Annotated in this window: 15 protein-coding genes and 1 pseudogene; 3 read left to right on the top strand and 13 right to left on the bottom strand. The window is 53.7% G+C overall.

Annotated features, from left to right (window positions below):
• Positions 1-7 precede the first annotated feature (7 nt).
• From ACQG1K_RS03805 to thpR, 13 genes are all read right to left on the bottom strand, one after another.
• Entirely contained in the window at positions 8-577 is a 570-nt protein-coding gene (locus ACQG1K_RS03805; protein WP_032625598.1) for a fimbrial protein, read from the bottom strand.
• Between the two features lie 38 nt (positions 578-615).
• Positions 616-3210, bottom strand: coding sequence for an outer membrane usher protein (locus ACQG1K_RS03810; RefSeq protein WP_367074816.1), 2595 nt, complete (start codon positions 3208-3210; stop codon positions 616-618).
• An 81-nt stretch (positions 3211-3291) separates the two neighbouring features.
• On the bottom strand, positions 3292-4035 hold the full coding sequence (locus ACQG1K_RS03815) for a fimbrial chaperone (RefSeq protein WP_022647082.1): 744 nt from the start codon (positions 4033-4035) through the stop codon (positions 3292-3294).
• An 85-nt stretch (positions 4036-4120) separates the two neighbouring features.
• On the bottom strand, positions 4121-4738 hold the full coding sequence (locus ACQG1K_RS03820; RefSeq protein WP_426720948.1) for a fimbrial protein: 618 nt from the start codon (positions 4736-4738) through the stop codon (positions 4121-4123).
• A gap of 324 nt (positions 4739-5062) precedes the next feature.
• Positions 5063-5443, bottom strand: coding sequence for an aspartate 1-decarboxylase (panD, locus tag ACQG1K_RS03825; protein WP_022647084.1), 381 nt, complete (start codon positions 5441-5443; stop codon positions 5063-5065).
• Between the two features lie 31 nt (positions 5444-5474).
• Positions 5475-6326: a pantoate--beta-alanine ligase gene (panC, locus tag ACQG1K_RS03830; RefSeq protein WP_022647085.1), complete on the bottom strand. Its 852-nt coding sequence runs from the start codon at positions 6324-6326 to the stop codon at positions 5475-5477.
• Between the two features lie 11 nt (positions 6327-6337).
• Positions 6338-7129, bottom strand: coding sequence for a 3-methyl-2-oxobutanoate hydroxymethyltransferase (panB, locus tag ACQG1K_RS03835; protein ID WP_022647086.1), 792 nt, complete (start codon positions 7127-7129; stop codon positions 6338-6340).
• A gap of 123 nt (positions 7130-7252) precedes the next feature.
• A complete protein-coding gene (gene folK, locus ACQG1K_RS03840) occupies positions 7253-7732 on the bottom strand; it encodes a 2-amino-4-hydroxy-6-hydroxymethyldihydropteridine diphosphokinase (protein WP_032625542.1) in 480 nt (159 codons plus the stop codon).
• Complete coding sequence (gene pcnB, locus ACQG1K_RS03845; protein ID WP_071892880.1) at positions 7729-9126, bottom strand: polynucleotide adenylyltransferase PcnB; 1398 nt, start codon at positions 9124-9126, stop codon at positions 7729-7731. Before pcnB ends, folK begins: the two co-directional genes overlap by 4 nt.
• A 42-nt stretch (positions 9127-9168) precedes the next feature.
• Entirely contained in the window at positions 9169-10059 is an 891-nt protein-coding gene (gluQRS, locus tag ACQG1K_RS03850; RefSeq protein ID WP_367074812.1) for a tRNA glutamyl-Q(34) synthetase GluQRS, read from the bottom strand.
• Between the two features lie 59 nt (positions 10060-10118).
• Positions 10119-10574: an RNA polymerase-binding protein DksA gene (gene dksA, locus ACQG1K_RS03855; protein ID WP_001155232.1), complete on the bottom strand. Its 456-nt coding sequence runs from the start codon at positions 10572-10574 to the stop codon at positions 10119-10121.
• 176 nt (positions 10575-10750) lie between these two features.
• Positions 10751-11455, bottom strand: a complete 705-nt coding sequence (sfsA, locus tag ACQG1K_RS03860; protein WP_023299353.1) for a DNA/RNA nuclease SfsA — start codon at positions 11453-11455, stop codon at positions 10751-10753.
• A complete protein-coding gene (gene thpR / locus ACQG1K_RS03865; RefSeq protein ID WP_003856249.1) occupies positions 11445-11999 on the bottom strand; it encodes an RNA 2',3'-cyclic phosphodiesterase in 555 nt (184 codons plus the stop codon). The genes sfsA and thpR overlap by 11 nt, the downstream gene beginning before the upstream one ends.
• Positions 12000-12072: 73 nt before the next feature.
• Between thpR and hrpB the strand changes: the two genes are divergently transcribed.
• The 3 genes and pseudogenes from hrpB to fhuA all read left to right on the top strand — a co-directional run bounded on the left by hrpB (position 12073) and on the right by fhuA (position 19672).
• Complete coding sequence (gene hrpB / locus ACQG1K_RS03870) at positions 12073-14502, top strand: ATP-dependent helicase HrpB (protein WP_367074809.1); 2430 nt, start codon at positions 12073-12075, stop codon at positions 14500-14502.
• 197 nt (positions 14503-14699) lie between these two features.
• Positions 14700-17225 (top strand): bifunctional glycosyl transferase/transpeptidase, encoded by a 2526-nt coding sequence (mrcB, locus tag ACQG1K_RS03875; protein ID WP_022647091.1) that lies wholly within the window; start codon positions 14700-14702, stop codon positions 17223-17225.
• 237 nt (positions 17226-17462) lie between these two features.
• A pseudogene (gene fhuA, locus ACQG1K_RS03880) lies at positions 17463-19672 on the top strand (ferrichrome porin FhuA).
• Positions 19673-19714: the final 42 nt, after the last annotated feature.

Consider the following 19714-nt stretch of genomic DNA (forward strand, 5'->3'; position numbering starts at 1 on the left):
GCACTAATCACTCGTAGCTAAATTCAAAGGTCGCCACGGCCTGAAAATCACCAATGGTCATGCTGTTTTCTTTTGTTTCACGTAAGGTGGCCACCAGAGCAACTTCCTTATTCTGGATTTCTGTCGGACTCCAGACCAGGCGCTCTGAATCCAGGGTTGAGTTAATGATAAAAGGAGTATTTGGTGCATCGGCTCTGGCGATTTCAGCCGCAGAGTAATCAGCGCCACCGTTAGTTTTTGCAATCTGGTTAACAAGGCCGCTAGCTAAATAACCTGATTTGGTTCCTTTTACGGTTGTTTTTAACGAGGTCAGCGACGCCGGGCATTCAACGAGCACAATTTTGAAATTGGCATTTGCCGTTCCGGCTTTGACATCATCTAAACGTACCTGACCGTTATTACCGATAGTCAGCGTTTGCTGCGTATCTGAACCCGTACCGCCGACCAGTTTCATATCGCAGGTGGTTTCGCGGATATTGGCAGTGAAGTTAACATTGAGATCGGCTGCCGCAGCAGAACCTGACATCGCTAACATTGCTAATGCGATTAATGAATAACCGCAATGATTTTTCTTCATATTATTTCCCATGGGTGTGATTCCCTGTTTTAACATCATTACATTTGGCACTGTTGATTACTCAGAATCGTGGTTAAGCCTGCTTTCTTCGCATTTTCAGGAATCTGATAATGCACCGTGCAAGAGCTGGATCCATCGCTTCCCCATACCACCCGGAGAGCGCCTTTGTCTTCCACACCGCGTACATAAGCTTGTCCTGCCTGGCCTACCGTTCCGATAGATTCGTTTTTCTCATTCAGAACGTCTGCACCTAACGGAATAAAGCCGTTATCAGAACGTTGTAATTCCAGAACAAGCGAACGACCTTCATCCGTTTCAAAATTCACTAATACAACGGAGCCATTGCGAGGTACGGCAACAGCGCTGGTATTTTTGATTTCAACGTCTGCTTCGAGAGTACTGATATCGAGCGATACTTGGTTTTCTCTGTAGGCTGACATATACGGCATAATCCCGTACCCGGAGCTGTTAATGCGGCTTTGGCCGTAACCCAGCCGAGCACCCGTTGCGCCACTTGCTTTTACCAGCGCAAGTGAATCCGTTTCGCCGATACTGCCGGATGTAAATACAACGCCACCCGAGTGGACAACCATTCCGCCGTTATAACTCGCGGAATACTGTTTACTATTGTCATCGCCAAAGGACGCTGAGACACCGAGCGGCCCGTAAGGACTGTTCCATGAGCTATAGCCACTGACCTGGTTCAGGTTGCCGTAGTTGCCCCCGCTTGATGAGGCGCTAACGGAATAGCTCACTTCACTGTTTTTGGAGTTGCCGCTTGCCGTAGAGTTAAAACTGGTACCGCCTTTTAAATCAGTGCGCAGGCTCATGTTGACGTTATTGAATCCGCCTGACTGCGCGCTATCTTTATTGAATATGCTGAATGGAATACTGACGTTTAAATAAACGCTGTCATCCTTTTCCCCTGTTTCGTTGTACGTGCGTTGCACAGAAACGCTATAGCTACCGTAAGCAAAACTATTGTTGTAACCCACGCTGTAGTCGGAAGTGGAGCTAGAGTCATTCCAGTAATCCTGCCAGGTGCCGCTAATATAGAGTGAGCCGTATTCATCACCGTTAACATTCAATGGCTGATTCAGGCTGACCTGTATCTGGTTTTTGGTACGCTGATAATCAGCATAAAGCTCGGCATTGCTGTCATAAGATCGATTGCCATATTCCTCGTGATGAATACTGTCCTGCAATGAGGCGGCATCGTTAAGGCTGAGATAATCTTCTGTAGAGAAGCGATAAGCTGCCACGTTAAGAGATGTGTTAGTAGCTTCAAGCATTTTGCTGTAGGTCAGCCGATAACTTTGCCCTTTAAGCGTGTCCAGCCCGTCGATATCGGCATAGGACCCGGTAACATCTAATGCGAATGCACCAATACGGGTATTCATAGCCAGACCAAGCAGGCCGGCGTAGAAATCCATATCCGTATATTGCGCACCCACGTAACCGGTAAAGGTATTATTCAGACCATACGCGTAAGTTGCGTAGCCAACGTTTGGCTTATCGTGCAATGAATCATCATTCAGCTCACCTAAACCCACATCCCAGCGGCTGGAGCCTGGGCGGAGCATTTGTGTAACTGAGGAGAACGGAACGGTAAACGTCCGTTTACTTCCATCGGCTTCCTCTACAGTGACAATCAAATCATTGCCATAGCCTGTTGTACTGAGGTCATTGATCTCGAAAGCACCGGGTGGAACGGTGGTTTCATAAATTTTATTGCCGCTTTGCGTTACGCTAACTTTGGCGTTACTGTTTGCCACACCACGAATTACTGGCGCGTAGCCAGAGGTGCCTTCCGGGAGCATGCGGTCATCGTTATACATACGCGCACCACGCAGGCTCACCGAATCAAAGACATCACCGCGTGTGTAGGAATCACCCATTACCATCTGTGCGTTAAGTGGTGTGATGTCTCGCTGGAGGTAGATATCCTGGCTGGAATAATGTGTGCCATTATCGCTGTCCCAGTTCAGACTGCCGCGAGAACGTAAACGCCACGGCCCCACGTTCAGGCCATAATGCAAGCCCGCATAAGCGGTATCTGAATTGGTGCCGTTTGACTCGCTGTGCCAGGTATTAAGATCGTATGAGAGTAATCCGGCCGGAACACCATTATCCCATAATGAAGGATCGACATACCCTGCTGGAAGCTTAAGCACGTAGATTTGCGGGAAGTTAAGATCCATTTCCTGCTTGCTACTATCAAAATTTTCAGAAGCACCGGGATAATATTTTTTGATATCTACGCAAGACGTTTCGTCGTTTTTGACATCATCGCCTAATATGCTGGTATCAACGCCTGCCTGTGTCAGCGTGAGTTTAGTCAGACATGCTGAGGCACGTGGCGTTTTGTTATCAATGAATGTCATCTCGACCGTGGATTTTGAATTGCCATTCAAATTCACTTTTACACGGTAAGTACCTGGCAGAACTGGGTTGCCATAAGCATAACGATCGACATTGATACCTCCACCATTATCGATAAGGAACTGGTCATTAAATTCAATGGCCGATTCTGTTTCGGATGAGGTGTCTACAGCTTTTTTTTCAGTCTCGCTGGCATGCAGAGGAAATGCTGCACAGATTGCGAGACATAAAATTGATCGTTGAAATAGCATGCTTCATCCAGACAAGTCGTCGTATGAATGCTATGAATCATTCATACGTGTTATATTTATAATGTGGCGGTGGTGCGGTTATTAATTTACTTTGCTTTCAAAAGTATCAGAGCCGCCATTGTCATTAATGGTTTCGTAAGCAACAGTGCCGGTGGCAGTACTACCTAAACCTTTTACCTGCATAATTTGAGTACTAAACGGTAAAATAGATTTATGCTCAACCTGGTACTCTTTATTTGCTGATTTCAGCTTTACATTTGAAATAGAAACGTTGTAAGGGGAATCATTGTGTGCGATCAGGTTTAGCGTATTACCTTGTTTTTGTTGTGACCACGTTACTTTGGCTGCTGCATCTCCTGGCGTACCTTTCAGGCCGTCAGGTCGGAAAAAGAGTTTAATACGTGTGCGGAATGCCAGCTGGAGCTGGTTAGGATTTTCACCGTCTTTCACTTTTGACTTCGGTGGAATCTCGAGCACATTGAACCAGAATAGGGATTCGCGATCTTGCGGCAATGAACCACCCAGGTATGAGATCCGAACGGATTGACCTTTTTGCGGATCAATTCGGGATACTGGTGGAGTAATAATAAACGGTAGTTTTAATTCCTGTGGGTTGGTGTCATCGCGACCGTCATCGAGCCATGATTGAACTAATAGTGGCTTTTTGCCACGGTTGTCTAAAGAAACGATGACATCTTTTTGCGACTGCTGATAAACAATACGTGTTCCCGAAATAACGATATCTGCGCTTGCCTGGAATGACGCGACAGCAGCAGCTGTAAAGCAGGCAGCTTTAAATCCTTTATAAAATGATGTGCTTAACATTTTTCCACTTCCTGTTGGAATGATATCAATAGTCCCCTGACGTACGTCAGGGGATAATATGAGCATTTTATTTATGCGCTTAAAATTACTCGTAGATCATGGTGAATGCAGCTTGTGCCTGAACCACACCAGCTGACACTGGGTTGTTGGCCGCATCCCAGTTCTGACCCTGGGTATACGCTACACGGTAGTAAAGTGCGCCTGCGCCTGCGCCTGTGGTATCAATCGTTGCTTTCTGGGTATTGTTGGTCTGATCCAGTTTGATCTGATCGGTAGCGGAGTTGCCATCGTTTGACAGTACCAGATTGACGTTTTTAGCGGCGCCTTGAGTATTTGATGGTGGAACCAGCAGACCGCCGGAAGTTGAAGAAGAACCCGCCCAGGAATCAAACTGAGCAGATGCCTGGTTGACGGTAGCAGAATCACAACCTGTCAGGGTGAGGGAGAATTTCTTTTCTCCCAGGGTGCTGGTGGTACCCAGCGCATTAGCGAAGTCTTTTACAAACACGGTATCCAGGTTAACGTCAAAATCATTACCATCCTGGTCAATCTTCTGATCCAGGGATACTTTACAGGTGTTATTAGAAACCATACCGTGGAAAGTAATAGTGCCTGTATCTGAAGGAATATCAGCTGCCATTGCAGAACCCGCACTCAGAACCATTGCTACTACAGTTGCCAGACCTAATTTATTAAAAGACATTTTTTATATCCATATTTAAATGCTAGAAAAGTGAACATAAGCAAGGCTTATGTTCGTTCCGAACAGATGCTTCGGGAAAAGGATTCTAAGTGATGAGTAATGGTTGTGAGAAGCCGTTAGGCGTTAGAAATACTTAAACGATCTTTAAGTCAATATGATTATTTAATAGTGAATGATAATAATTGTTCATCATTTTGATGAGCAGGTGTTCGGCAGGGTGACTTGAATATATTAATAAAAATATATAAAAAGAACGCTATTCATTTTAATTATGTATAAATTACCCAACCTATTTGTCGGGTAATTTATAACAGTACTATTGGCTTAGGCAACCTGAACCGGAATTGCCTTCGCAATACGTTTCATTTCATTATCGCCTTCAAAGTATGCCACTTTTGGCTGCCAGCGACGTGCCTCTTCGTCAGACATCATCACAAAGCTGGCAATAATGACGATATCACCCACGTCCGCGCAGTGCGCCGCTGCCCCATTAACGGAGATGATTTTAGACCCGCGTTCAGCGGCAATCGCGTACGTTGAAAAGCGTTTGCCGTTATTAACGTTCCAGATATCAATAGCTTCGTTTTCGAGAATACCCGCCGCGTCGAGAAAATCCTGGTCGATCGCGCAGGAGCCTTCATAATGCAGGTCGGCCTGGGTGACTTTCACACGGTGAAGCTTACCTTGTAGCATTTTGCGAATCATTACGTTTACCTTTCACTTCCGGGTAGTAAAACTACGCCAGTTCAACCACTTTGTTGTCGATAAGGCGGGCCTGGCCGAGCCAAGCCGCCACCAGAATTACCGCACGTTTGCTGGTATCTGAGAGTTCCAGAAGCGTATCGGCATCCCGAATTTGAACGTCGTCAGCACGAAGACCTTTCTCGTTCAGCGCCTGTTCAGCCAGAGCGATGATTTCTTCTGCGGTTAATTCTTTTGCCAGCAGTTGCTCTGCCATGGTATTCATGACTTTGCTTAAGCCTGGCGCAATTTTACGCTGTTCCGCAGTCAGATAGCCGTTACGGGAGCTAAGCGCCAGGCCATCTTTCGCACGTACAATCGGCACGCCGACAATCTCTATGTCGTAGCCCATATCGGCAACCATTTTGCGGATCAGCGCCAGCTGCTGGAAATCTTTCTCGCCAAAGCAGGCGATGTCCGGCTGCACCAGGTTAAACAGCTTGCTGACGATGGTGGAAACGCCGCGGAAATGGCCCGGACGGCTGGCACCCTCCAGCATGGTCGATATACCCGGTACGTCGACGTAGGTCGCTTCAGTGGTACCCTGAGGATAAACATCTGCGGGGGCCGGTGCGAAGACGATATCCGCATGACGTTTTTTGAGCTTCTCGCAATCTTCCTGCAAGGTACGTGGATAGCGCGCCAGATCGTCTTCGCGATCGAACTGCATCGGGTTAACGAAGATACTGACTACCACGATATCTGCACGGGCTCTCGCTTCATCGACCAGCTTCATATGGCCGTCGTGCAGATTGCCCATGGTCGGGACGAGGGCGATACGTTTACCTTCCTGACGTGCACGGCGGATATGCTGGCGCAGCAGCGGCAGAGTTTCTATGATTAGCACACCTGGACTCCTTAATGGAAACTGTGTTCTTCGCCCGGATACACGCCGGACTCAACCTCGGCAATATACTGCCGCACAGCAGCACGCATGTCGCCTGCTTCTGTCAGGAAATTTTTAGCAAATTTTGGAATGTGACCGCCGGTGATCCCGAAGGCGTCGTGCATGACCAGAATCTGGCCATCGGTGACGTTGCCCGCGCCGATGCCGATCACCGGAATCGACAGCGCCTCAGTGATACGCTTAGCCAGCTCAACCGGCACACACTCCAGCACCAGCAGCTGTGCACCAGCGGCTTCCAGCGCCAGGGCATCATCAAACAGCGTCTGCGCCGCATCGCCACGCCCCTGAACTTTATAACCGCCAAAGATATTCACGGATTGCGGCGTCAGCCCTAAGTGCCCGCAAACTGGCACGGCCCGTTCGGTGAGCATTTTCACCGTATCGACCAGCCAGTCGCCGCCTTCGATTTTGACCATATTGGCGCCGGCGCGCATCACAGTTGCCGCATTTTCAAAGGCCTGTTCCGGGGTGGCATACGCCATAAACGGCAGATCGGAAAGTAGCAGGCAGGCGGGCGCACCCCGGCGCACGGCGCGGGTATGGTAAGCAATATCCTCGACCGTGACCGGCAGAGTAGAATCATGTCCTTGTACCGTCATCCCTAACGAGTCTCCGACCAGCATGACGTTGATCCCTTCTTCGGCAAACAGTTTTGCGAAGCTGTAGTCATACGCGGTGATAGTGGCGAAGCGTTTCTTTTCCTGTTTGCATTTCTGCAATAAGGAGATGGTAGTTGGTTTCATACTGTTTCCTGATGGCCCAAAAGCGGATCTTTGCGCATTCTAACAGTAACATTCGAGGGAACAATGATTTTAGGCAATCGATTAACCATATTTAACACATGGCTAATCGGGGGTGACACGGGATTACCAGCGGACCGGTTTTTCCGCGTTGAGGCTTTGCAGAACGGCGTTCAGCGAGGTGCCGTCAGGGAAGGTGAGATCGGGGGCGACTTCAAACAGCGGCCAGAGCATAAACGCACGGTTTTTCATGTCATAGTGCGGAACGGTGAGGCGCTCGGTGTTAATCACCTTGTGGCCGAAAAGCATAATATCGAGGTCGAGCGTGCGCGGTCCCCAGCGTTCGGCTTTACGTACGCGACCCTGCTGTAGCTCAATACGCTGGGTATTATCCAGCAGCGTTTCTGCGTCAAGGGCTGTTTCCAGCACCACGGCGGCGTTCAGATAATCAGGCTGATCCTGCGGGCCGAGCGGGGGCGTACGGTAAAAGGAGGAGACCGCCACGATACGGCTTTGCGGGATCTCCCCCAGCGCCTGAACGGCAGCGTTAACCTGCTCAAGCGGAGAGGCCAGATTGCTGCCGATGGCAATATACGCCAGGGTCATGCTGTGCCTTCACGACGCGGCGCGCGCTTGCGCGGGCGACGGTGACGACGGCGCGGTGCCGGCTCGTCATCCAGATCCGTGAGCATATCTTTTTGCTCCGGTGGTGCAGAGACCTGAAATTCTCCCCACCACTGCGCCAGGCGCTGTAGCTCCTGGTTTCTTTCGACTTCAGCACGCAGAGAGAGCAAATCGAACGCGGCGCGGAACTTAGGATGCTCCATCAGTTTCCAGGCACGTTTACCCTGACGGCGGGACATACGCAGCTGAAGCTGCCAGATATCACGCACCAGCGTGGTAATACGTTTCGGGATCGCCAGCGTGCGACAGCCTTCGTCCAGCACGTCGTTTGCCGCCAGCGCGAACGCATCATAATAGGCGAGGCCGCTCTCCTGGGTAATGCGCTGCGCCGTTTCCAGCAGCGGATACCAGAACATGGCCGCGAACAGGAACGCCGGATTCACGCGCATATCGTTATGAATACGGGTATCCGTGTTCTTCAGCACCTGTGCAATCATCCGCTCCATTGCGCTGTCACCGTTTTCGGTGAAGTAGCGGGTAATGGTCGGGAACAGCGGCTGGAACAGGTTGTATTCACGCAGCAAATTGTAGGTTTCAAACCCGTAGCCTGCCTGGAGCAGCTTTAACGACTCCTCAAACAGACGGGCAGGGGGGACGTCGTTAATCAGCGTCGCCAGGCGCGGGATCGGCTCTGCGGTTTCCGGGCTGATACGCATGTTTAGCTTGGCGGCGAAACGCACGGCGCGCAGCATTCGGACCGGATCTTCGCGATAGCGCGTTTCCGGCGTGCCGATCAGGCGAATCAGGCCGTCTTTCAGATCCTGCATACCGCCGACGTAATCGCGCACGGTAAAATCCGCCACGCTGTAGTAAAGGCTGTTGATGGTGAAATCGCGACGCTGAGCATCTTCTTCAATAGAGCCAAAGATGTTGTCGCGCAGCAGCATGCCGTTTTGGCCGCGCTGGGAAGTTGTGCGATCGTTGATGCCCGCTTCGTGGTGACCGCGGAAGGTCGCCACTTCAATAATTTCCGGCCCAAACATCACGTGCGCCAGACGGAAACGGCGGCCAACCAGACGGCAGTTGCGGAATAATTTACGCACCTGTTCAGGCGTGGCGCTGGTCGTCACGTCGAAATCTTTTGGTTTTTTGCCCAGCAGTAAATCGCGCACCCCGCCGCCGACGAGATAGGCCTCGTAGCCTGCTTTATTCAGACGATAGAGCACCTTGAGGGCATTTTCACTGATATCTTTGCGGGAAATATTGTGCTGCTCACGCGGAATGACCGACATGTGTGGCTGTGCAATAGCATCATTCGCCATGCTCTCTTCGCGGCTCAGCACTTTACGGCAAAAATTAGCGACTCGGGTAAAAATAGTACACCTCGTAGTGTGTTTTGTTATCAAAAAAGCGGCTAATCATAGCTCAGCGCAACGCATTTGAGAATGCTGGATTTTTGGCACGGCCATAAGCGTCCAGTCAGCAATGGCCGTTTTCAGCAATTCATCCAGACTCAGATCCTGCCATTCCTGCGTTACATTCTGGTTGAGAAATCGCAGCGCGTCGATCAATACCGGGCGCGGATCGCTGTCAGGCAGCGCCGGGGCATGATTCTGTTTTGATAGCTTACTCCCCTGTTCATTGACCGCCAGCGGCAGATGAATGTAATCCGGCACCGTCCAGCCAAACTGCTGGTAAAGCGATATTTGCCGCACGGTAGGCTCAACCAAATCCGCCCCACGCACGATTTCCGTGACGCCCTGGAAATGGTCATCGACAACCACCGCCAGGTTATAGGCAAACAAGCCATCGCGACGGTGAATAATAAAATCTTCACGCGCCAGACGATCATCCGCCTGAATGGTTCCTGAGAGGACATCGGTAAACTGCGTCACCGGAGCGCGCTGTATCAGCCGTACGGCGGCATTCTCAGGGCCGTTGTGCCGCGTACGGCAGTGGCCGTCGTAAACGCCACCCACGCTCTGAATTCGCGCACGCGTGCAGGTGCAGTTATAGGAAAGGCCCTGTTCAGCAAGCCACGCCAGACGTTCACGGTAGGCATCATGGCGTTGAGACTGCCAGAGTACGTCGCCGTCCCAGTGAAGACCGTAATGTTCCAGCTGACGCAGAATAGTTTCTGCCGCACCGGGAACTTCACGCGGAGGATCGATATCTTCAATGCGAACCAGCCATTTACCCTGACGGGCGCGAGCCTGTAGGTAGCTGCCGAGCGCGGCAATTAATGAGCCGAAGTGTAATTCACCGGAGGGAGATGGCGCAAAGCGCCCGATATAGTGAGATTCAGACATATCAACGGTAACAAGGCGGGAGAAACTCCCGCCTTAGCAGAGTAGTGAGAGGGAAGGCGTTAGCCAGCCATCTGTTTTTCGCGGATTTCTGCCAGCGTTTTACAGTCGATGCACAGATCGGCTGTTGGACGCGCTTCCAGACGACGAATACCGATTTCAACACCGCAGGATTCGCAGTAGCCAAAATCTTCGTCCTCGACCTTTTTCAGCGTTTTCTCGATCTTTTTGATCAGTTTGCGCTCGCGGTCACGGTTACGCAGTTCGAGGCTGAACTCTTCTTCCTGAGCGGCACGGTCGACCGGATCCGGGAAGTTAGCAGCTTCATCCTGCATATGTGTAACGGTGCGATCGACTTCATCCCTGAGTTGATTACGCCATGCTTCAAGAATACGCTTGAAGTGCGACAGCTGGGCTTCGTTCATATACTCTTCGCCCGGCTTCTCTTGATACGGCTCCACCCCAGCGATGGCGAGAATACTCAGGGACGATGTTTTACGGTTTTGCCCTTCTTGCATGTTGCTTCTCCTTAACACGCACTATCGATCCCCGTGTTGGGGGAAAATTCAGGTCGCTATAAATAGCAGATGCTTTTCCGTATGGCAATTATCTAAACGTAACACTTGACAACCCTGTGAGGAAAAGCGTATTTGCGCACGCGGCCAGAACACTTATTAGTCAATCGTCTAATCCCTTATAGGACAATGGGAAGAGAGGATCTCAGAGTCATATTATCGGCAGAAAGTTCCGCTTTATAAGCGAAAATCTCTACCCCCTGCTTTTGTGCCTCATTCAACAATTGCGCGTATTTAGGATCAATATGACGGGCCGGGGAAAACCGTTCAATGGCTGAATGCAGAACCGCAAACAGCAACACGGCGCGCTTGCCCGCCGCCGCTACACTCATTAGCTCCCGCAGATGCTTCTGGCCACGTAGCGTTACCGCATCCGGAAAGAAGCCGTTTTCCTCTTCCGCTAACGTCACTGATTTCACTTCAATATAGCACTCAGGGCGGTCTTCCGCCTGTAACATAAAATCAATTCTGCTGCTTTCATCGCCATATTTCACTTCGCTTTTTTGCGTGCCGTAACCCACCAGTTCAGGAAGGATTCCATTTGTCAGGGCTTCCTTAACCAGCTGATTTGCGCGCAGGGTATTAACGCAAATAAATGCCCCGCTTTGCGTCTCGGTCATTTCCCAGGTATGAGGATATTTGCGTTTAGTATTTTCTGATGTGGAATACCAGACCGTGTCACCCGGTGTGGCGCAACCGGTCATGGCGCCGGTGTTAGGACAATGCAGCGTGAGCGTTTCGCCCTCAGGCGTGATCACGTCAGCGAGAAAGCGTTTGTAACGCTGGATCAGCGTGGCGGGCTGGAGTGCAGGGCTAAACTTCATCAGGATTCCTTAACGTGTCGCCCAGCGTCCAGCGCTGGAGCGGAGTATAGCGGGTGCGTCCTTGTACAAAGGCAGATTCGTACAGCGCAAATTCATTCACCTGAAAGGACCAGTGAAAGCCCGGTGGCGGGATGGCAACAGCCTGACCCGCATCGCGCAGCAGGGTAATGTGGGGATGAAACGGCTGCGGGCTCTGATAACAGCCGCTGCGCGCGGCCTGCGCCCGCAGCATGTTGGCGAGCTGGAGCAGTCCGCGGGGGGGCTGCCGCGTCCCCAGCCAGACCACCCGAGAGCGCAGCCATTGCCCGGCATCGTCAAGATGCAGCGTAAAACCCGGCTGAGAAATGCGTCCGGCCATTGCGCTTAACGCGCGCTGCTTTTCTGCGCTCACCTCGCCAAGAAAAGCTAACGTCAGGTGCATATTGGCGGCGACGACAGGGCGGCCCGCTTCCGCGGGGAAGTGGCTGGCGCGCCAGCGAACAATTTGCCGTTGAAGCGTGGTGGGTAATTCAATGGCGAAGAATAGCCGTTTTGACTCAGACATGCGCAAGACTCGGTAATGATATGCGCCGATGCTACAATGTACGCCGATTAATGTTAACCCTCTGGAGCCGTAAGTGTCCTCTTTGCCCGTCGCCGTCGTCCTTCCTGAGCTACTCGCAGCCTTAGAACATGCGCCACAGGTTTTGCTCAGCGCGCCCACCGGAGCGGGTAAATCCACCTGGCTGCCCCTGCAAATTCTGCGCGAGGGGAGCATCAGCGGGAAAATTATCCTGCTGGAACCGCGCAGGCTGGCGGCGCGCAATGTGGCGCAGCGCCTGGCGGAACTGCTGAATGAAAAACCGGGCGAGACGGTAGGGTACCGGATGCGCGCCGAAACCTGCATCGGCCCGTCTACGCGGCTGGAGGTGGTCACTGAAGGCATTCTTACCCGTATGCTGCAAAACGATCCGGAGCTGAGCGGCGTCGGGCTGGTGATCCTTGATGAATTTCACGAGCGCAGCCTCCAGGCCGATCTGGCCCTTGCGCTGCTGCTCGACGTTCAGCAGGGGCTGCGCGACGACCTTCGGCTGCTGATTATGTCGGCGACGCTGGATAACGAGCGGCTCCGGCAGACGCTCCCTGACGCGCCGATGATCTCCTCTGAAGGGCGTGCGTTCCCGGTCGAGCGCCGCTATCAGCCGCTGCCTGCCCATCAGCGTTTTGACGAAGCCGTTGCCATCGCCACCGCCGAATTGCTCCGTCAGGAACCCGGCTCGCTGCTGCTGTTTTTACCCGGCGTAGGCGAAATCCAGCGCGTACAGGAGCAACTGGCATCCAGGGTGAGCAGTGACGTTATGCTGTGCCCGCTCTACGGCGCGCTGCATTTGGCTGACCAGCGCAAGGCGATCCTTCCCGCACCGGCGGGGCAGCGCAAAGTGGTACTGGCGACCAATATCGCCGAAACCAGTTTGACCATCGAAGGCATTCGCCTGGTGGTGGACAGTACGCAGGAGAGGGTGGCCAGTTTTGATCCGCGTACCGGGCTGACCAGGCTACTGACGCAGCGCATCAGCCAGGCCTCAATGGTGCAGCGCGCAGGCCGAGCTGGGCGTCTTGAGCCGGGTATTTGCCTGCATTTAACCAGCGCCGAGCAGGCGGAGCGTGCGGCATTGCAGAGTACGCCTGAGATTTTACAAAGCGATCTCTCCGGGCTGGTAATGGATCTGATGCAGTGGGGCTGCCCGGACCCTGACCAGCTCACCTGGCTTAATCCTCCGCCTGTTGTGAACCTTTCCGCCGCGCGCAGCCTGCTGACCCAGCTTGGCGCGCTGGAAGGCGAGCGACTGACGGCGCGCGGCCAGAAAATAGCGGCGCTGGGCAACGATCCGCGTCTGGCTACGATGCTGGTGGCAGCACAGGGCGACGATGAAATTGCCACGGCGGCAAAACTGGCGGCTATTCTTGAGGAGCCGCCGCGCGGTGGCAGCAGCGATCTGGGACAGGCCTTTTCACGCCAGCAGGGAAACTGGCAACAGCGCGCGCAGCAGTTGTGTCACCGCCTGAAGAGCCGGGGAGGATCGCCTGACAGCGATAAAGTTATCCCTCTTCTGGCCCAGGCCTTCCCGGACAGAATCGCGCGCCGTCGCGGGCTGGATGGTCGTTATCAACTGGCAAATGGGATGGGCGCGATGCTGGACAGCGATGATGCTCTGACGCGTCATGAATGGCTGATCGCGCCGCTCTTACTCCAGGGCAGTCACTCCCCGGATGCGCGCATCTTGCAGGCGGTTGCCGTAGATATTGACGCCCTGACGCGTGCCTGCCCGCAGCTGCTTCAGCAATCTGACATTGTCGAATGGGATGATGCCCAGGGCACGCTGAAGGCGTTCCGTCGTAGCCAGATTGGCAAACTGACGCTCGGGACAAAACCGCTGGCGAAGCCGTCGGAGGAAGAGTTACACCAGGCGATGCTGAACGGCATTCGGGAAAAAGGGCTGAGCGTATTGAACTGGACGCCTGAGGCTGAACAATATCGTATACGTCTGCACTGCGCCGCGAAGTGGCTGCCGGAACAGGGGTGGCCAGCGGTGGATGATGAGACGCTGCTCGCGACGCTTGAACAGTGGTTGTTGCCGCAGATGAGCGGCGTACACTCCCTGCGCGCCCTGAAGGCGCTTGATGTTAAGGCAGCGTTACAGAATTTACTGGACTGGTCGTTACGTCAACGTCTGGATAGTGAACTGCCTGGGCATTACACTGTGCCAACCGGGAGTCGGATTGCCATTCGTTATCATGAGGATAATCCGCCAGCGCTGGCGGTTCGGATGCAGGAGATGTTTGGTGAGGCCACCACGCCGTCCATCGCTGAAGGGCGCGTGCCGTTAGTGCTTGAGCTGCTTTCGCCTGCGCATCGTCCCTTGCAGATCACCCGCGATCTGAGGGCGTTCTGGGCGGGGAGCTATCGTGAAGTGCAGAAAGAGATGAAGGGGCGATATCCCAAACACGTCTGGCCGGACGATCCGGCGAATACCGCGCCGACACGGCGCACGAAGAAATATTCGTAATGGGGGAGTGCGGCCTGAAAGGGAAAGTGCGGCCTGATGCCCTCACCCCGGCCCTCTCCCACAGGGAGAGGGAGAAAACACTAAAGACTTTCCTGTCAGGAAAGTCTTGCTGTTTATTTTGAGAGATTTCTTCTTTCACTGACCTGTGCAAGATAAGAAAATCTGGCCTTTGCGCCTGAATGTTGCGGAGAAAAAGCATGGCGGGGAATGACCGCGAGCCAATAGGACGTAAGGGAAAGCCGACGCGTCCGGCGAAAGAAAAGGTAAGCCGTCGTCGCCTCAGAGATGAGGAGTATGACGATGACTATGAAGACGATTATGAGGATGAAGAACCGATGCCGCGTAAAGGGAAAGGCAAAGGGCGTAAGCCTCGTGGTAAGCGCGGCTGGTTCTGGCTGCTGCTGAAGCTGTTTATTGTTTTTGTTGTCCTGATCGCGATTTACGGCGTTTATCTGGATCAGAAGATCCGCAGCCGTATCGACGGGAAAGTCTGGCAATTGCCTGCGGCAGTGTACGGCCGCATGGTGAACCTTGAGCCGGACATGTCCATCAGCAAGAATGAGATGGTGAAGCTGCTGCAAGCCACGCAGTATCGTCAGGTCACGAAAATGACCCGTCCGGGTGAATTTACCGTCCAGGCGAAAAGCATTGAGATGATCCGCCGTCCGTTCGACTTCCCGGACAGTAAAGAGGGGCAGGTGCGCGCGCGTCTGACCTTTGACGGCGATCGCCTGGAAACCATTGAGAACATGGATAACGATCGCCAGTTCGGTTTCTTCCGTCTCGATCCGCGTCTCATCACCATGCTGTCGTCCGCAAACGGCGAACAGCGCCTGTTCGTGGCGCGTAACGGCTTCCCGGATCTGCTGGTGGATACCCTGCTGGCAACCGAAGACCGCCACTTCTACGAGCACGACGGGATTAGCCTCTACTCCATTGGTCGTGCGGTACTGGCGAACCTGACCGCGGGGCGTACGGTGCAGGGGGCGAGTACCCTGACCCAGCAGCTGGTGAAAAACCTGTTCCTCTCCAGCGAGCGCTCTTACTGGCGCAAAGCCAACGAAGCGTACATGGCCGTGCTGATGGATGCGCGCTACAGCAAGGATCGTATTCTTGAGCTGTACATGAACGAGGTGTACCTCGGTCAGAGCGGCGATAACGAGATCCGCGGCTTCCCGCTGGCGAGCCTGTACTACTTTGGCCGTCCGGTAGAAGAGCTGAGCCTTGATCAGCAGGCGCTGCTGGTGGGCATGGTAAAAGGCGCGTCGATCTACAACCCGTGGCGTAACCCAAAACTGGCGCTGGAGCGTCGTAACCTGGTGCTGCGTCTGCTGCAACAACAGCAGGTGATTGACCAGGAGCTGTACGACATGCTGAGCGCGCGTCCGCTGGGCGTTCAGCCGCGCGGTGGGGTGATCTCTCCGCAGCCTGCCTTTATGCAGATGGTACGTCAGGAGTTGCAGTCTAAGCTCGGAGATAAAGTGAAAGATCTCTCCGGGGTGAAGATCTTCACCACCTTTGACTCCGTGGCGCAGGATGCGGCAGAAAAAGCGGCGGTTGAAGGTATTCCGGTTCTGAAGAAGCAGCGTAAGCTGAGCGATCTGGAAACCGCGATGGTGGTAGTTGATCGCAACACCGGCGAAGTTCGCGCCATGGTGGGCGGCGCCGAGCCGCAGTATGCGGGCTATAACCGCGCGATGCAGGCGCGTCGTTCGATTGGTTCTCTGGCAAAACCAGCAACCTACCTGACCGCGCTGAGCCAGCCGAATCTCTATCGACTGAACACCTGGATTGCCGATGCGCCAATCTCCCTGCGCCAGCCTAACGGCCAGGTGTGGTCTCCGCAGAACGATGATAAGCAGTTCAGCGGCCAGGTGATGCTGGTGGATGCGTTAACCCGCTCGATGAACGTGCCGACTGTTAACCTCGGCATGGCGCTGGGCCTCCCCGCCATCACCGACACCTGGCAGAAGCTGGGCGTACCGAAAGATCAGCTGCACCCTGTGCCAGCGATGATCCTGGGGGCGCTTAACCTGACGCCAATCGAAGTGGCCCAGGCGTTCCAGACCATCGCCAGCGGCGGTAACCGAGCGCCGCTTTCCGCCCTGCGTTCGGTGATTGCCGAAGATGGCTCCGTGCTGTATCAGAGCTTCCCGCAGGCGGAGCGCGCTGTTCCGGCGCAGGCGGCCTATATGACGCTGTGGACCATGCAGCAGGTGGTCCAGCGCGGTACCGGGCGTCAGCTGGGGGCGAAGTATCCTGGTCTGCATCTGGCAGGTAAAACCGGGACTACCAACAACAACGTCGATACCTGGTTCGCCGGTATTGATGGCCGTGAAGTGGTGATCACCTGGGTGGGCCGCGATAACAACCAGCCGACCAAACTGTATGGTGCGAGCGGCGCGATGTCGATTTACCAGCGCTATCTGGCCAATCAGTCTCCGGTGCCGCTGAACCTCGTTGCCCCGGAAGATATCGTCGATATGGGCGTGGACAGCTCGGGTAACTTCATCTGTGGCGGCGGCGTGCGTTCGCTGCCGGTCTGGACGACCAACCCGGATGCGCTGTGCCAGCAAAGCCAGCCAGAAGAACCGACAGGTAACCCGTTCGATCAGTCTTCTCAACCTCAGCAGCCGCAGCAGCAACAGCCGCAGCAGCAGAACGAGAAGAAAGACAGCGACGGCGTCGCCGGCTGGATCAAGGATATGTTCGGCGGCAACTAGCCCTTATGACACCCCCTTCCCTGGAAGGGGGTGTTTTTTCACCTCAGCAACTCATTTCCTTAACCCTGTTTTCAATCCTTATTAACGACCCGTTTTCCGTTGATTATTTCTTAAACCCTCAATTCTTGTAGGGCCGCATATCGCTTGCTATGCCGTCAGCGTTTCGCATATTATTCTGCGGTCATAATAATAATTCTCGTTTACGTTATCATTCACCTTTTTCATCAGAGATCCATCATGGCGCTTTCCAATACTGCTCAGCCAATTAACACGTCGCTGCGTAAAATCGCAGCCGTCGTAGCCACAGCGGTTGCCGGCATGTCTGCTTATGCACAGGCCGCTGAAACCCCCAAGAAAGAAGAAACCATCACCGTGACTGCCGCACCGGCTGCACAGGAAAGTGCCTGGGGTCCTGCACCGACGATTGCGGCAAAACGCACTGCAACGGCGACGAAAACCGATACACCCATTGAGAAAACCCCGCAGTCTATTTCTGTTGTGACTCGTGAAGAGATGGACATGAAACAGCCGGGGACGGTTAAACAGGCCCTGGCCTACACCCCAAGCGTTTTCGCAACGCGCGGCGCCTCAACAACTTACGATGTGGTTTCGATTCGTGGTTTCACGACCTCCAGCACCGTGAATACCAACCAGTATCTGGATGGTATGAAGTTGCAGGGAGACAACTACTCTGAAGCGTCCATGGACCCGTACTTCCTTGAGCGCGTAGAGCTGCTGCGTGGCCCGACGTCTGTACTGTATGGCAAAAGCCATCCGGGCGGCGTAGTGAGTATGGTCAGCAAGCGTCCAACCACGGAACCGTTGAAAGAAATTCAGTTCAAAATGGGGACGGATAACCTCTGGCAGACGGGGTTTGATTTCAGCGACGCGATTGACGATGACGGTGTGTGGTCCTACCGTCTGACCGGTCTGGGACGTAGTGAGAACGCGCAGCAGGAAATGGTGAAGTCTACTCGTTACGCGATTGCGCCGTCTTTCAGCTGGCGTCCTGATGATAAAACCGATTTCACCTTCCTGAGCAACTTCCAGAGCGATCCGGATGCGGGTTACTACGGCTGGCTGCCACGTGAAGGTACCGTTGTGCCTTACTATGATGCTAACGGAAAAGCGCACAAACTGCCGACCGACTTCAACGAAGGTGATGAAGACAATAAGATCTCCCGTCGTCAGAAAATGGTGGGTTACAGCTTCGCGCATGAATTCAACGACACCTTCACCGTGCGTCAGAACCTGCGTTATACCAAAATCAACACGCTGTACCGTTCAGTTTACGGTAACGGCTATATCGCCCCGGCCCAGATCAGCCGTGCCTACGTGCGCTCAGATGAAGATCTCAACTCGTTCACGGTTGATACACAGCTCCAGTCGAAATTCGCGACCGGCGCCGTTGACCATACCCTGCTGACGGGAGTGGATTACCTTCGTATGCGAAATGACATTGATGCTGACTACGGCACCGCCGATCCGATCAGCATGAACAATCCTCAGCACGGCAATGCGAACGTCAATGTGAACTTCCCGTATGCCATGCTCAATCGTCAGGAGCAGACCGGGCTCTATGCGCAGGATCAGGCTGAATGGGATAAGTGGGTACTCACCTTGGGTGGCCGCTATGACTTTGCGAAAACGTCTGCCTTTAACCGTAATAACGGAACCACCGCGGAAATTAACGATCAGGCATTTACCTGGCGCGGGGGGATTAACTACCTGTTCGACAACGGGATTACACCATACTTCAGCTACAGTGAATCTTTCGAACCGCTCTCTGGCACTACTCAGGGTGGTAAACCGTTCGATCCGGCGCGTGGCAAGCAGTATGAAGCGGGCGTGAAGTATGTTCCAAAAGATCTGCCTGTTGTAGTGACGGCAGCGGTATACCAGCTGACCAAGAACAATAACCTGACCGCCGATCCGGCGAACCCGACCAGCGGCTTTAGCGTGCAGGGCGGTGAAATTCGCTCCCGTGGCTTTGAGCTGGAAGCGAAAGCGGCGGTGTCGGCTAACGTGAACGTGACGGCGGCCTACAGCTACACCGATGCGGAATACACCCACGATACCTGGTATGAAGGTCGTCGTCCGGCAGAAGTACCGCGCAACATGGCATCACTGTGGGCGGATTACACCTTCCACGAGACGGCGCTAAGTGGCCTGACCGTTGGTGCGGGTGCTCGCTACATCGGTAACACGGTGACGTACTACTCCTCAGCGTCGCCTAAAGCCTATGAGTCCTTTAACGTCGCGGGTTATGCCCTGGCGGATGCGACCGTGAAATACGATCTGGCGCGCTTCGGTCTGCCGGCTCTTCCGTCGGCGTCAACGTGAACAACATCTTTGATCGTGAATACGTCTCCAGCTGCTACAGCGAGTATGCATGCTACTGGGGAGCAGGACGCCAGGTTGTTGCCACGGCGACCTTCCGCTTCTAACCTCTTTATGGGCACGGTTCGCCGTGCCCTTTTTATTTAAGT

Origin of the sequence: Enterobacter cloacae complex sp. 402C9 (assembly GCF_050030745.1) — a bacterium.
In the GTDB taxonomy this organism is placed as follows: domain Bacteria; phylum Pseudomonadota; class Gammaproteobacteria; order Enterobacterales; family Enterobacteriaceae; genus Enterobacter; species Enterobacter intestinihominis.

What these genes read in the sequence shown, in the direction of transcription:
- ACQG1K_RS03805 (WP_032625598.1), bottom strand. Translation starts at nt 577, where the DNA reads ATGAAGAAAAATCATTGCGGTTATTCATTAATCGCATTAGCAATGTTA.
- ACQG1K_RS03810 (WP_367074816.1), bottom strand. Translation starts at nt 3,210, where the DNA reads ATGCTATTTCAACGATCAATTTTATGTCTCGCAATCTGTGCAGCATTT.
- ACQG1K_RS03815 (WP_022647082.1), bottom strand. Translation starts at nt 4,035, where the DNA reads ATGTTAAGCACATCATTTTATAAAGGATTTAAAGCTGCCTGCTTTACA.
- ACQG1K_RS03820 (WP_426720948.1), bottom strand. Translation starts at nt 4,738, where the DNA reads ATGTCTTTTAATAAATTAGGTCTGGCAACTGTAGTAGCAATGGTTCTG.
- panD (WP_022647084.1), bottom strand. Translation starts at nt 5,443, where the DNA reads ATGATTCGCAAAATGCTACAAGGTAAGCTTCACCGTGTGAAAGTCACC.
- panB (WP_022647086.1), bottom strand. Translation starts at nt 7,129, where the DNA reads ATGAAACCAACTACCATCTCCTTATTGCAGAAATGCAAACAGGAAAAG.
- folK (WP_032625542.1), bottom strand. Translation starts at nt 7,732, where the DNA reads ATGACCCTGGCGTATATTGCCATCGGCAGCAATCTGGCCTCTCCGCTT.
- gluQRS (WP_367074812.1), bottom strand. Translation starts at nt 10,059, where the DNA reads ATGTCTGAATCTCACTATATCGGGCGCTTTGCGCCATCTCCCTCCGGT.
- dksA (WP_001155232.1), bottom strand. Translation starts at nt 10,574, where the DNA reads ATGCAAGAAGGGCAAAACCGTAAAACATCGTCCCTGAGTATTCTCGCC.
- sfsA (WP_023299353.1), bottom strand. Translation starts at nt 11,455, where the DNA reads ATGAAGTTTAGCCCTGCACTCCAGCCCGCCACGCTGATCCAGCGTTAC.
- thpR (WP_003856249.1), bottom strand. Translation starts at nt 11,999, where the DNA reads ATGTCTGAGTCAAAACGGCTATTCTTCGCCATTGAATTACCCACCACG.
- mrcB (WP_022647091.1), top strand. Translation starts at nt 14,700, where the DNA reads ATGGCGGGGAATGACCGCGAGCCAATAGGACGTAAGGGAAAGCCGACG.